Raw genomic sequence first — 14,036 nt, forward strand, 5'->3', positions numbered from 1 at the left:
CCCGAGGGACTTACTTCCAGCGCACCAAGATGGACTCCCTCTGGAATACCTTGAGACTGAAGTAGATGATGGCGAGGTCCACCAGGAGCACCGCCCCCGACAGCAGCAACATTATTTCAGGTCCGAGCGTGAACACTCCTGCCAGGGCGACGATGAAGAACACCACCAGGGGAAGGACCACCAAAGATCCCAGCTGCTGGGATGCCCGGACGTCGTTCACCTTAGATGATATGATCACGTTCAGGCAGATGCTCATGATGCAGAACAGTGGCGCGATGATGAAGACACCTATGAGCCACACCAGGTCCGGTAGAGGAGCATAGCCCAGGATGCCGGAGACCATGAAATCCACTATGATGGTGAAAGGTATGAACGAGAGCCAGGTCGCCAGCATGCAGGGTATGAATATGGCTGCGGCCTTACCCAGAAGCAGCTCGGAATCGGTCGTGGGGGTGGCCAGGAGAGGCTCCAGGCTCCGGTTGAGCTTCTCGCCCACGAAGGAGTAGGAGGCCATGACCGTAGGCAGCACCACCGGGATCATGATGAAGAAGATGAGCAGGAAGCTGATGAACTGCTTCAGGAACTCGATGTCCTCGTTGACCCCGCTGACATCGACCGACCCGCTGATCGTGGAACCTGATGTCGTCAAACCTTGGAAATTGGAATGGAACAGAGCTGAACCATTAAGTGTGGAGTTGCCGACGAAAGAGTCCCGCACCAGGCAATTGGTGAGGTTCGAGGCCTCAAATCGGCAGTTGCTCGCCACCACGTCGCGGAGCTCGCAGCGTATGAAGGACGTGTCCTCGTAGGTGCCGTTCACCACTACCTGGTCCATGATCTGCATGGATATGCCCTCGTTACCAACGTCAAGAGCCTGGGTGGCCGGTGGCATCATCACGAAGGCGCTGAGGTATATCACCGGAAGAACGGTCGCCAGCAGCAGGGGCATGAGGAGTATGGAGTACATCACATACTTGTTGGTGCGGAACTCGGCAAGGTCCTTCTTTGCCACCACCCACAACTTGTCCAGCCTCATTTTCCACCTCCCAGGAGCCTAAGGTACACGTCCTCGAGGCTGCGCTTGAGCTCGTTTACCGACTGCACCTGACCGCCCTGATGGACCAGCTCCCTCACGATGTCAGGGTTCACGGAGGCGGGATCGGTGACATCTATCATTAGATGGTCCCCCTCCTGAACGACATTGGTCACTCCGCTCAAGCTCCGTAAGCCGCTGATCATGTAGGGGCTGATGTTGTGCAACTGCACCACGGTGGTTCGCCCCCAGAACTGCCGGGACAGCTCCGATGGCGATCCTTTCGCCAGTAGGCGGGTCCTCATCACTCCCACGGTATCGCACAAGCGTTCCGCATCATCGAGGTTGTGGGTGTTCAGGAATATGGTCCTGCCCTCCTTCTTCAGCTCCAGGAGGAAGTTGCGAACGGTGAGGGCGGCCTCGGGGTCCAGACCGGACGTGGGTTCGTCCAGGAACAGCAGCTCAGGTTCATGGACCAGGGCCCTGGCTATGGCGATCTTCTGCTTCATGCCCTTGGAGAACTTCCCCACGATATCATCGCGGCGGTCCCATATCTCCAGCATCTCCAATAGCTCCCTTATCCGGACCTTCCGGCGGTCGATGGGCACACCATAGAGAGCGGCAAAGAAATCCAGGTTCTTGTAGGCGGAGAGGGCCTCGTATAGACCAGGGATCTCCGGTAGCAGCCCGACCTGGGACCGTATCTGCAGTGCCTCCGAAGGTTTGGACGCATCGAGGCCATTGACCAGAACGGTCCCGCTGGTAGGGGATATGAGGGTGGTGATCATCCTTATGGTGGTGGTCTTCCCGGCGCCATTGGGGCCGATGAAGCCGAAGACCTTGCCATCCTCGATCGTGAGATTTAGTGAGTCCACCGCCACATTGCCGTTGAACCGTCGGGTGAGGTCCTGCAGCTCGATCATAAAACATCCTCCATCTCGTACCCGGCCTGCTGCTGGAACGGCATCTTCATCATCCTGGTGCATTTGGTGCAGGGACCTTCTAGCAAGTCCGCCTCATTCATCAAACTCGTCCGGATCGCACCTGCTTCGTGGAGCAGTTCACGGCCTCCCCACATCCATCGATCCTGCCCCTGGTCCCGCATGCCCGGTTAGATGGAAGAAAGGGATAGAAAAGGATTGTCCTGAGATATCGACAGTTCGAGAAGTGGGCGGGGGCAAGGTAGCGTGTAGGAAGGATAGGCCTGGTGCTGCGGACCGATCGGCGAGCGGCATCTATCCCTAATTGGTCAATGGACGGACCTTCCCTCAGCACCCCCCGTGTTCAAAGCATCGCTGATTTCCCTCTCGCTCCCCTCGCGGACCTGGTTGACGGTGAGCGACAGGATCACCATGTCCCCCACGGCCCTTATCGACCCGGTCGTGACGTTCACCAGTGGGGGGGCCGCCTTGTCGCTGCCCTTTTCCCACAGGCCCTTTGCCTCCCTGGAAAGCTTGACCTGTATGAAAGGGATGCGCCACCCATCGCTGGTGTCGATCAATATGTTGTCGACATGTCCCAGAAGGACAGCGTCGTCACACATCACCCTCATCCCTATGAACGCACCGGCGGGCATCATCCTCTCATCCTCGGGCATCACCTGTTCCTTCAGTGCCGCCAGGGGTTGCTTCATCATCACCGCGTCCGAGACCCGTCCGAGATTAACAGTGTTGATCAGGACCTTGTCCAGCATGAAGAACCTCGTCTGGCGACCGATCAGCTTCTCGGTGCCGCGCCGCAGCCCCACCCTGATGGCCCTCACATACCATTCCGATACGTCTATGGACACGCCCTCCACCGTGCCAATGGCCCTGGCGTCCGAGCTGATAAGCTCCAACCCTACCAGCTCCTCGAGGCCCTGCATCGAGAGAGGTATACTGCCTTTTCCATAAAAATCCTCGGTCATCGAGCCACCTCGTCCCAGAGAGCATGGAGGCTGCCGCTGTCCGCGATCAACGGCAGACCGTCCGGCTCTGTTCACGCATGAACTGAGGAAGGTAGTGGATCGAACCTGTCCCCTTGCCAGTGGACCCTGATACCTTCCACCCGGCGAAGGCCTGCCCTCCCACCATGGCCCCGGTGGACCCGCCCCGTTCCCTGTTCACGTAGACCACGCCGAACTCGATCCCCTCAAGGAACTCGGATATCTCCGTTTGGTCCCGGGAGAACAGTCCTGCGGTCAACCCGAACTCGGTGGAGTTTGACTTCAGCACAGCCTCTGATAGGGAAGAGCAGGGCTGGGCGCACAGCAAGGGTGCGAACAACTCCTTTTGCATCAGTTCATGGGCATCAGGCAGGCCGGTGACTATGGTCGGCCGGGCATAGTACCCATGGGTCAGCGCTCCAGTCCTGTCGCGGCTTCCCCCCGTCAGGACCTTGCCGTCCCGCGAGGCTTTCCTCGTCCAACGTAGATAGTTGTCCATCGACGTCTTCGTTATGAGCGGGCCGATCGATGTTTCCCTCTCGAAGGGAGACCCAACCGTTAGGTTTTCCGCCATCTCCACCATCATCAGCATGAACTCGTCGAAGACCGCCTCGTGGACGTATAGCCGAGAACAAGCCGAGCATTTCTGGCCCGAGAAACCGAAGGCAGAGGAGGTCACACCCTGAGCTGCCTTCTCCAGGTCTGCGGAGAGGGAGACGATGATCGGGTTCTTGCTTCCCAGCTCCGCTATGACCGGCCTCGGCCTGCCCAGCGGGGCCGACCTCATGATCTCCTGCCCCACCTGAATAGACCCGGTGAAAGCCACGCCGTCTATGGTCGGATGGTTGGCCAGAGGATCCCCCACCTCGGTGCCGTAGCCGGACACCAGGTTCAGCACCCCGTCGGGGAGACCGGCCTGGTCCAGGACATCGTAGAGCAGGTGCACGGGCAGGGGCGCGGAGGAGGATGGTTTCAACACCGCGGTGTTCCCAGTGAGAAGGGCGGCCACGGTCATCCCCGTGGTGATGGCCAGGGGGAAGTTGAAGGGACATATGACAGCCCACACGCCGTACGGCCTCAGCAGCACCCTGACCTCCTCTTCGGGATACGGGGGGTCCCCCATCCTTTCGAAACCATTGTTCCGCCGCATCTCCGAGCAGTAATAATTGATGAAATCGATGGCCTCGTCCACGTCCGCCACGGCCTCATAGCGGTTCTTCCCGTTATCCAGGGAGATGGCCGCCGCGAGCTCGTACTTCCTCCTCCTCATGATGTCAGCGGCCTCCGTGAAGAATCGCATCCGCTCCGCCCAGTCCATCTTCGACCACATGGGAAAGGCGTTACGGGAGGCCCTCACGGCATCGTTGACATCACCGGAGTGCCCTCTCTGGAAGACCCCCACGAGGAGGCGCTCGTCCCCGGGGCTGACGTCCCGAAAGCGATGGGCGGAAAGTCTCTCCTTGCCATCGATGTGGTCCGGATGATTTAACGGAGACTCCTTGACCTCGTCCAATAGTCTCTCCACCTCCCTCTCATAGGATGTGTGGAAACATTCGCCGTTGCCCTGAGACTCCAGACGATGGAGGGTGTTCTCGTTCTTGTAGGTCATACACCTCGTTCTTAACAGGGTCGCTCAGTATCTATAAAGGTTGTTGGCATCGATAGGTATATGATTTGAGGCCATCGTTCGCGGGATTGGATCCGATGAACATGCCAGCATCTGATGGGAGTGGGGATCTGTGGACCAGGGCTTTCGCGGAGGCCAAGTTCCCCGTGTTTGTTCTCAGCAGCGTCCACCAGGTCGTCAGGGCTAACCGCGAAGGGGAGGCCTGGGTGTCCCGTAATGGGGGCCTACTCCCGCAAACTGAACGCAAGGGTGACGGTAGCCAGAAGCTGTATGAGGTTCCTCCCGATGGCAAGACCCCCGCGGCAGTGATGCTGGACCTGAGCGACGGCAGCACCCTGGTGTGCCTCGCCACTGAGGGCTCGTGCGGGGTGAAGGACTACGTTCGCCTGTACCAGGTCGCTGCTGCCCAGGAGGAGGTCATCCGTTCCAGGGACGACCGACTTGAGGTATACCATGAACTCTTCACCCACGATGCGCCCAACTACCTCACCGCCATCTACGGTTACCTTCAGATGATGCAGGGCCAGGACCTCCCCCGGGAGAAGATACAGAAGTATGTGGACACCTCCATCCGCCAGGTGGAGACCCTGAATCATTTGATCGACAATACCCGTAACATTCGGCAGATGGAGACCGCCCCCCGGAGCATGGTCATTCCCATGGACCTGGGGACCGCCATCGGCAAGGCCATCACCGCGGTCCAGACCTCGGCAAAGGCCAAACCCGTGGAGATAAGGAACGATGTTCCGATGGGAGTTCATAAGGTGATGGTGGAGGAGCAGTTCACGGAGACCTTCCGGATCATCCTGAACAACGGTGTCGCCTACTCCGAGCGGCCGGTCATCTCCATCTCGGTCCAGGACGGAGGTCAGTATTGGAATGTCCGTTTCATGGACAATGGACGGGGCATACCGGACGATAAGAAGGAGTTCCTGTTCCTGCGATTCCACTGCCTCAACAAGGAGAAGAAGATCAGGGGAAGCGGCATAAGCCTATCTCTGGCCAAGATTCTCACGGATAGGCAGGGAGGCAGGATCTGGGTGGAGGACGCTGTACCCGGAGACCACACGAAGGGCAGCGTGTTCGTGGTGGCACTGCCCAAGGCCTAGCTGGAAGAGCCGTTCTTCTTCATCGGCCGCCACTCCCTCTCCACGATTATCAGGTAGATGGCGCTCAGCACCACGATGAACATTCCCGTGGCCACCATCACCAGGACCAGGATCATGGGGGTGAAGGTGATGCCGCTCGCAACCACTGCGAATATCATTGCCATCAGGACGATGACCGACATCCCCAAAATGGTCACGTAGGCATGGCCATCGGTGGCTAGACCGTAAAGCATGAACAGGTTGGCGAGCCCCAGCAGGAGGTATGCGATACCCAGCCCCTGCAGCAGCGGAGCGATGAGTTCCCTGTACGGGTTGGCAGGTATGAGGATGCTGAGGATGAAGTCAGGCAGTAGGAAATACACGGCCACCACCAGTCCGGAGAGGGCCAGGGTCATGAAGAAGGCCGTGGTCAGGATTCGGGAGGTCTCGCCCTTCACCGCGTGCGCCCGGGAGATCTTGGGGAACATCACCGTGGAGACCGCTCCCGGCAGGAAGAGGATTATCTTTGCCAGGGAGGACGCGGCAGCGTAGTAGCTGGCCTGGTCCTTGGGCAGAAGGCTGGTGGCGAAGATGACGTCCACCATAGTTAGGATGGTGAAGCACAGCTGGGCGACGGTGGCGGGGACCGTGTACCACCAGATCTCCCCGCTGTCCGTCGGCGTACCCTTGCGCAGGAGGTACTTCCTGACCATGAACAAGGATAGCCCGCTTGCGAAGGCCAGCCCGATGAGCACCCCGCCGATGCCCCCCGCCACACCGTAGCCCAGAATGACCAGGCCCACGCCCATCGTGAGCTTCAGGACGAAGTTACCTACGGTCAGAGTGCCGAAGGCCACGAAGCGTTGGAAGGCCTGCAGGGGGCCCTGCCCTACAGGCGACAGCATGGCGAAGAGGACCGCAATGCCCAGAAGGAGTACCCCCAAGTTCGAGGAGATCTTCAACGTGGATGCGACCTCAGGGATGCTCAGTACCAGCACTATGACTATGGCGAGCGCAACACCCGCCGATGTTGTCAATATGAATATCCTCTTCATCAGCCAGGAGATCACCTCCGGTTTTTCCAATGCGTTGTACTTGGAGACATAACGAATTAGCACGTTCTGGACGGCCGACGCAGGGACGGTGACGATGTAGAGGATGGCCAGCAGTGTGTTCAGCTCTGCCAGGTCATCGGGGATCAGGTTCGCCATCATAACCTGGTAGATGAAGTTGCATCCACCTCCGGCAACGGTGGCGATGAGCATGATGAACGCCGCACCGGCCATCCCTCCAGCGCCAAGAAAGCGAGCTGATCTTTCGAACATCGGTCACGAAGGCCATGACGACCTCTATCTTAATGGTTACCTTGGGCCGTAGTTACGTGCCTCGGTAGTTCCATAGTACGTGGACAGGCGAAGATGCAGTGAATTGCTCCATTAAGAAAGGTTCAGATCTTGATCTGCTTCAACCCTTTGTGATAGACATCCGGGTAATAGCTAATGACTTTACGGTCGCGAGCAGCGCAGAGGTCGGACGGTCCTAGGGGACCGTTAATGATGGACCGATGTCTTCTTACTCGGGGAAGCAGCATGGTGCTTCGCTTCTCAATCGCAGGGAATTACCAGCAGAGGTATGGTGGACCTGCGCACCACGGTCTCGGAATTGCCTCCCAGGGTTATCTCTCGAAGTATGCTCTTGCGGTGGGCACCGAGAATGATGACGGAGGCATCAAGCTCCCTGGATGCCTCGAGGATGTTGTACGGGACCGTGCCGAAGTGAACATGGGTGGACACCCGGCCTCCCCGACCCTCCAGCTTGCTCCTCATCTCGTCCAGGTCCAGCATCACCTTGTTCAGTACCTTCTGGAAACGCTTCCCATCCTGGATGTTGGAGCGACCGCCCTCCACGACGTGGAAGAGGACCGCCTCCCTGAGGCCATGGCTGGAAAGCTCTGGAAGCATCTTCATACACATATCTGTGCAAGAGGAGAAATCGATCGGGACCAGCGCTTTCTGGAATATGAGCGGCGGTCCTGCATTTCCCTGTCCACTCACCATGCTGGGGAACTTGTTTATCAGCACCGGCCGAGTTGTGGAGCGGAGGATCCCGAACGATGTGGACCCGATGAGAAGCTCCTGCGTTCTCCCCTTTCCGCTGGATGCCATGGCGATGAGGGATGCATCCTCGGATTCGGCGATTTTCACGACCTGCTCCACGGGGTCACCCGCCCTCACCACTTCCCGGACCTCGCACCCTTCCTGGCGAATGTTCTCCATTACGCGATCCAGGGTCTTCCTCTGATCTGACGTCAGGGATGTACCCTCGGAGGCAACGTGGCACAGGACAACCTCCTTGAGACCAAAGCCCCTCAGCTCTTTCGCGCATTCAAGCATCCTGAGGGAGGGCTCGGAGAAATCAAGAGGAAAGACGATCCGCGCGAACATGGCCAAGGATAGTAAAGACCTTTGTAGCCCAAAATATTTTTCCAAGAAAACCCGGTCCTGACGGGCGTGGGCGGGGGCGAAAGGCAGTGTTGATATCCTCGACGGGTGGTTCCTCCTTTCCGAGGGTCGGTAACACCTTGGGTCCGATAGGCGATACAAGAACAGTGTTCAGGCAATGCGAAAGGCTATGTGCGGGAAGGAGTTCTTCCCGCTCTGGGAAGTGAATAGATGAGGGTCACCACGCTCAGCATTGAGGAGAGGAGCGCACGCTCGGCACTGATGCTGTCCCTGGTGGCTAGCCTCCTGTACGGCTCACAATATGTGGTCATAAAGAACGGCATGGGCGGGGTCAATCCCCTCCTGTTCGGCGCCGCCACCATGGGGATCGGTGGCATCCTGGCCCTGCTCCTGGTCCACAGAAGGAAGCGGCTGGACCTGTCCATATTCAAACGTTGGGAGGTATGGGCGGGTACTCTCTTCGCTACCGCTATGATAGCCTGCCAATACATAGGGCTCACCCTCTCTACGGCCTCCATTGGTGGCTTGATAGTGGGAAGCAACGTGATCTTCGTGGCCCCCTTATCCGCCATCATCTTTCGTGAGGTCATCGGAAGGAAGCAAGCGTTGGGAGTGGCGGTGGGCTTGCTGGGGCTCATCACCATCACCACCGGCTGGGACCTCAGCTCTCTGGGGTCCAGCGTCTTTTGGGGATATCTGCTCCTGCTCATCGCATCCTTCTCCATCGCTGCCAACTATCCGATTACCAAGTTCGCCGTCAAGGTGATGGGGAACGATGAATGGGTCATGTCCTTCCACCTCCTGAGCGCTTTCTTCCTCCTCATCCTCAGCTTCTTCATCGGCGGCACGGGGGAGGTCGGGTCCCTGTCCATCCCCGCAGTGCTGTTCGTGGGTTTGTTCTGCACTTCGGTGCCGACATTGCTGTGGGCCATAGGCCTGGGGTCGTTGTCCATGACCACCTCGGCCACTGTACTGCTATCAGAATCTGCCTTCGCCGTTCTCCTCGGGGTCGTGCTGCTCAGCGAGCCCTTGGACAGCATGACGGTTCTGGGAGCGGCCCTGGTGTTCCTTGCGATATTCACGGTGTCAAGAACAGTAACTCATAAGAGGTAGGGAAAGGGTTTCGGACGTCGGGCGTCAAGAAGAGCTTACTTCTTCTTCTCTACCTTGGCGTCCTTCTTCTTGTCAGTTGTGCACTTTCCACAGCCCATTTTGAAGCCTCCGCCAGAAAACATGCTGGCTGTTTATATCGTTATCGCCACAAACAACAACATATCGAATTGAAACCGTTCTCTGGCGGCGTCTTTCCCCATGTAAGGTGGAGAACGACCGTTCACGGAAGGGAAGAGACCATCCGCTCCCTTTGTACGAGCCTAGCTCCCGCTTGAGAGCTGTTCATTATTTTTATTTTGATAATTAAATACAAATTTATCACTTTATGAAAGGTCAAGGTGGTGAGAATATCCGATCGTATTCCGAATCCCGATATCGAGAGCAGAGGTCCTTTCTTTTTCGATAATGACCCACTGGCCAGTGATAGAATCACCAATTCAAAAGTGATAATCTATAGAGATATTTTATATATATCACTAGACGGTTAAACCATCAGGTGAATTAGTTGCACGCTTTGGAGACATCAAGGCTCTTGACGGAAGAATATTCGGCGAAGATCCTGCTAGCCACCATGGGTAAGGCGAAGAGCGCGTTCGAGCTTTCTGAGAAGCTTGGTATTCCCATTGCTGCATGCTATCGTAAGATCAATCTGCTCGAGTCTGCCGGTCTCATCTACTGCGACGAGAGAAAGCTCACTCAGGCAGGAAAGAGGATAAACCTTTACAAAGCGCGCGTGAAGAACGCCCAGATCACCTTCGAGAAGAACAAGATCAAAGCAAAGATAGAGATGATCGACGGCACCACAGAGGATTACAACTACAACATCGATATGACCGTCTTCATAAAAGAGGGTCAGAACATCATCGATCTGTAAACCCTTAGGTCCGAAAGAACGCCTTGAGTCCTTCCTCCAGGGAGATGCGTGTGCTGAAGCCCACCATCTCCTTGGCCCGTTGCACTTTGGCGACGGAGTTCTTGATATCCGCTGTGCGAGGGGCTATGTGCTCGACCCGGACCTCTCCAGGACATACCTTTTTTATAACCTCTGCCAGGTCCATGATGCTTGTTGCCTGACCAGAACCGCCGTTCAAGACCATGCCGCTGTTATCGGACTCCATGGACAGCCGCACCAGACGGGCAACGTCGGCGGCATGGAGGAAGTCCCTGGTCTGGGACCCGTCCCCCTCGATCCTCAGAGGTAGACCAGCGATCGCGTTCTGGGTGAATTTGGTGATCACGCCGGAGTATGGGCTCTTGGGGTCTGCCCGCGGAGAGTAGAAGTTGAACGGGCGGATGATCACCCACCTCAAACCATATGACGAGCCGAAAGCCTGCACGAAATGCTCCGCCGATAGCTTGCTGGAGCCGTAGACGGAGAGGGGCGCCACAGGGTGGTCCTCATCTACAGGAATGTAATGGGGGTTGCCGTACACAGCGGCGCTGGATATGAACACGAACTTGGACACGCCAGCATCTTTGGCAGCCTTCAGCGTCCGAACGGTTCCCAGAACGTTCGTCTCTACGTCGAAAGCAGGGTCCTCCGTGGAGCGCTGGACAGAGACCTGGGCCGCAGTATGGATCACCGCGTCCGCGCCCTTGCATGCCCTCAGCATTTCTTCCGGGTCCCTGATGTCAGCGATGGTGACCTTCCCCAGCGCGCTGGTGAACTCGGGCTGGCGGATATCGACCCCCCACGCCTCATGTCTAGATGCCATTTCCTCGAAAAGATATGAGCTCAGCTGTCCTGAAGCGCCTGTGATCAGTACGTTCACGGGCCTGCTCTAATAATTTCCAAACTATATTTCTTTGGCGATGACATCCATCTTTTGGAAAGGACCGATGCGCACCTTCCATAAATAAGCTTGAAGAGCCCCATGATGTTTCGTCCATAGGGTCCACTCATGTTTATTCTAGGCACGGGTCTGTCGTGGCTCGCTCTCCTGCTGCTGTTGATGGCGGGGTTGGGCATATTGATCTTTATCATCAAGAGCGTTCGGTTCTTCCTTGTTCCAGCCATCGCGGCCCTGGTAATATACTTGATAACGTCCGATACTACCCTGACCGGGATAGCGTTCATCATTGTGACGTTCCTGATGCTGTTCATCCGGAGATGATCTCTCCCTTTTTACCGATCCATATTTCCAGTGTTGTCAGATGACAGGATTTTGTCTAGACGAAAAAGTTCATAATGCTTAAATGGTCCTTTTCATTGATTATATGGAACGGTGATACGAAAATGATTGCTCCCGAGAACGAGAGGATAATGGAGATGGGCTGTATCAAGTCCAGGGTCGTGATAACCACTGATGGCCGGAAGATCGGAACGCTGAGCGGCGCCTGGGTAGACCTTAAGAACTGGAACGTGACGGCCCTTGTCGTAGACCTCGATAAGAACGTGTTGGAAGAGCTCAACGTGAAGAAACCGATAATCGGCAGCGCCAAGATATCGTTGCCTACCTCCTCGATCATGAACATGGCGGATGTGGCCCAACTGAACATCGACATGACAACATTGGGCAGGATGGTTCAGACCAACCCCTGAAAAGGTAATATCTCGGGGGCAGTCCGACATCATATGCTGAAAGAAGAATGGTCCTCGGTCTATTCCGATGAAACAAGGTCGGACGTCCCTCTCCAAACCGTTCGTTTTCAGGCCTGGGTGAACCCATATTCGCCCATCCCTATCATCTCCAGTATACACAGTCATCCGGTCAGTAATGGAATAACACGCTGACTGCTCAAGATCGCTGAATATTTTCGATGGCGGCGAGGGTCAGGTAATGATGGACAACGAGGAGATGGAGCAGTATTCTAGCGACCAGGGGTGTTGAGGCCCCTCCGAAGATCATCGGGGAGGGCACTGATATATTCGTTTGGTAATGGCTGGCTTTGTCGAACGCTCCTCCTGGATGGCGGCATCCATGCATGCTCCCTAGAGGCACGAGATGGTGCCACTGGGTGACATTACGCATGATGTCTACATCATCACGAGCCGGGAGCGGAAGAGTACCGTGGACGAGGCCTATGCCGCCTTCGTCCGGGGATGCTGTTCCAGCCTATCAACGCTCGATGCCGTCCCTCGCCGGAACGCCCTTGGTGAAGGGGTGTTTTATGCACTTCATCTCTGTAACCAGGTCCGCGATCTCCAGCAGCTGGGGGGGAGCATAACGGCCGGTCAGGACCAGCTCCACACACGGGGGGCGGTTCTTGATGACCTTAACAACGTCATCTACGTTGACGAGGTCGAACTTAATGGAAACGTTCACCTCGTCCATGATGACCATGTCATACTTGCCAGAGTGCATCAGCTCCTCGGCCTTACGAAGTGCGGCCTCGGCGGCCTCCTTATCCTCTGGCAACGGCTTCTCCGCGTTGACAAGGCAGTCCCTGCCCATAGGCAGCAGGGTGAAGTTGGGCAAGGATTTTGAGATCTCGTACTCGCCATAATACTGGGGGCACTTCATGAACTGTATCATGGCAACGTTAAGGTCGTTGCCCATGGCCCGCAATGCCAGGCCCAAGGCCGCGGTGGTCTTGCCCTTACCATTGCCGGTATAGACATGAACAAGCCCCAGATTCTGCCGAATATCTTCCTTAACTGTCATGATCAACGAACTCTTGGATTATCCATCCAACTCAACGGCTAAAAGCTTACCGGTCGAAAGAAGTTCATATTCACTCACCATCCGTACCTGAGGCTCAGGAGGAGGGCATTGTAGAGTTGCCTGTACTTGCCCCTGGTGAGGTATGCCCCCAGCCATGACAGGGGGTTGCCGTCGACGCCCCTGGAAGCCTTCTGATAATCATCATCAGTCATCTTTCCGAGGCTGACGTATGCATCCATGAACCTCGCCGGGGACAAAGGCGTCCTGTCCCACCAGTTCTGGTAGGCCTGAGGCTTCCCGGAAGCGATGGCCTCGGCGGCCCGGCGTCCGGAGATCATGGATGTCCTGATCCCTCCCCAAGTAATGGGATTGGCCATGGCTGCGGCGTCCCCGACGAGGTACACGCCCCCCCGCTCCACGCATCTCACCCCTCCGATGGGGATGTTCCTTCGATGGCGCTCCACGACCTCACCTTCCACTGCGTCGGAGCCGCGGGGGAACCCCACACAGCACAGGTCTCCTGCGGGAAATTCCCAGCGGTAGCCCCCATGGTATCTCTCCTCCTGGATGAAGGTGAGCGTGTCCTTGCGCACCTGCTTGCGAACAAGGCATTGCTCCATCCTGAGCGTCACCGGAGGCTCCTCGCCGAAGAGCGATCTTCTGACCAGCGATCGTGAGCCATCGGCCGCGACAAGTTTGCGGGCTCGGATGGTCCTGCCATCAGTAAGGTAGAGCAAGGTTCCGTCACCGTCGCGAGCGACCGAGCCCAGCGCTGCCGTCTCCATCTCCCCGCCCAGGGAGCGGAAGCGGTCCGTTATCCCTTTCAAGAAGCCGGGGCGGTCCAGAACATATCCATGGCTTTTAAACTCAACATAGTTGCCCTCGGACCATTCGTCCCTCAGGTGCTTTATCCGGTGCAGAACGTTCTGGGGTTTCAGGGGTGCAAGGTCTCGGAACGCCGCCCTGGATATCGCCTGGCCACACATGCGGTGATACTTGGAGTACTTCTCGCCGGTGAGACGGTCCAGAAGGAGAACGTCCCTCTCAGGGTCTATCATCTTCAGGAAGAACGCGGCCGCTGCACCTGCGGGACCTGCCCCCACAACTACCGCTTCCCTATCCTCCATTCTCTGCGTCATGCCAATTTTCCTCTAACGGCTCAATGTTGGCGGCGAAATATCCAG

At 56.9% G+C, this 14,036-nt stretch carries 13 protein-coding genes and 1 pseudogene; 5 read left to right on the plus strand and 9 right to left on the minus strand.

The window, feature by feature from the left end:
* Positions 1–10: 10 nt before the first annotated feature.
* The 4 genes from GXX95_02655 to GXX95_02670 all read right to left on the minus strand — a co-directional run bounded on the left by GXX95_02655 (position 11) and on the right by GXX95_02670 (position 4,566).
* Positions 11–1,036, minus strand: coding sequence for an ABC transporter permease subunit (locus GXX95_02655; protein ID NLT37042.1), 1,026 nt, complete (start codon positions 1,034–1,036; stop codon positions 11–13).
* Positions 1,033–1,956, minus strand: a complete 924-nt coding sequence (locus GXX95_02660) for an ABC transporter ATP-binding protein (GenBank protein ID NLT37043.1) — start codon at positions 1,954–1,956, stop codon at positions 1,033–1,035. Before GXX95_02660 ends, GXX95_02655 begins: the two co-directional genes overlap by 4 nt.
* 326 nt (positions 1,957–2,282) lie before the next feature.
* Complete coding sequence (locus GXX95_02665) at positions 2,283–2,939, minus strand: hypothetical protein (protein ID NLT37044.1); 657 nt, start codon at positions 2,937–2,939, stop codon at positions 2,283–2,285.
* 46 nt (positions 2,940–2,985) lie between these two features.
* Positions 2,986–4,566, minus strand: a complete 1,581-nt coding sequence (locus GXX95_02670; protein ID NLT37045.1) for an aldehyde dehydrogenase family protein — start codon at positions 4,564–4,566, stop codon at positions 2,986–2,988.
* Between the two features lie 95 nt (positions 4,567–4,661).
* Between GXX95_02670 and GXX95_02675 the strand changes: the two genes are divergently transcribed.
* On the plus strand, positions 4,662–5,693 hold the full coding sequence (locus GXX95_02675) for a HAMP domain-containing histidine kinase (protein ID NLT37046.1): 1,032 nt from the start codon (positions 4,662–4,664) through the stop codon (positions 5,691–5,693).
* Here the strand turns inward: GXX95_02675 and GXX95_02680 are convergent.
* On the minus strand, positions 5,690–6,958 hold the full coding sequence (locus GXX95_02680) for an oligosaccharide flippase family protein (protein NLT37047.1): 1,269 nt from the start codon (positions 6,956–6,958) through the stop codon (positions 5,690–5,692). The genes GXX95_02675 and GXX95_02680 overlap by 4 nt on opposite strands.
* Positions 6,959–7,276: 318 nt before the next feature.
* Positions 7,277–8,116: a universal stress protein gene (locus tag GXX95_02685; protein NLT37048.1), complete on the minus strand. Its 840-nt coding sequence runs from the start codon at positions 8,114–8,116 to the stop codon at positions 7,277–7,279.
* Between the two features lie 228 nt (positions 8,117–8,344).
* On the opposite strand from GXX95_02685, the gene GXX95_02690 reads away from it, so the two are divergent.
* Positions 8,345–9,247, plus strand: coding sequence for a DMT family transporter (locus tag GXX95_02690; protein NLT37049.1), 903 nt, complete (start codon positions 8,345–8,347; stop codon positions 9,245–9,247).
* Positions 9,248–9,752: 505 nt separating this feature from the next.
* Positions 9,753–10,031: pseudogene (locus GXX95_02695) on the plus strand (helix-turn-helix transcriptional regulator).
* 94 nt (positions 10,032–10,125) lie between these two features.
* Here GXX95_02695 and GXX95_02700 read toward each other — a convergent pair.
* Complete coding sequence (locus GXX95_02700; protein NLT37050.1) at positions 10,126–11,019, minus strand: NAD-dependent epimerase/dehydratase family protein; 894 nt, start codon at positions 11,017–11,019, stop codon at positions 10,126–10,128.
* A gap of 129 nt (positions 11,020–11,148) precedes the next feature.
* On the opposite strand from GXX95_02700, the gene GXX95_02705 reads away from it, so the two are divergent.
* Together GXX95_02705 and GXX95_02710 are read left to right on the plus strand one after the other, a co-directional pair.
* Complete coding sequence (locus tag GXX95_02705) at positions 11,149–11,361, plus strand: hypothetical protein (GenBank protein NLT37051.1); 213 nt, start codon at positions 11,149–11,151, stop codon at positions 11,359–11,361.
* Between the two features lie 122 nt (positions 11,362–11,483).
* Positions 11,484–11,789, plus strand: a complete 306-nt coding sequence (locus tag GXX95_02710; GenBank protein ID NLT37052.1) for a hypothetical protein — start codon at positions 11,484–11,486, stop codon at positions 11,787–11,789.
* A gap of 517 nt (positions 11,790–12,306) precedes the next feature.
* Here the strand turns inward: GXX95_02710 and cobO are convergent.
* Both cobO and GXX95_02720 read right to left on the minus strand, forming a co-directional pair.
* Entirely contained in the window at positions 12,307–12,852 is a 546-nt protein-coding gene (gene cobO, locus GXX95_02715; protein NLT37053.1) for a cob(I)yrinic acid a,c-diamide adenosyltransferase, read from the minus strand.
* Between the two features lie 74 nt (positions 12,853–12,926).
* Positions 12,927–13,991 carry a hypothetical protein gene (locus tag GXX95_02720; protein NLT37054.1) on the minus strand — a complete coding sequence of 355 codons (1,065 nt, stop codon included), beginning with the start codon at positions 13,989–13,991 and terminating at the stop codon, positions 12,927–12,929.
* Between the last annotated feature and the right edge of the window lie 45 nt (positions 13,992–14,036).

This window comes from Methanomassiliicoccus sp., assembly GCA_012719175.1.
Lineage (GTDB): Archaea > Thermoplasmatota > Thermoplasmata > Methanomassiliicoccales > Methanomassiliicoccaceae > UBA6.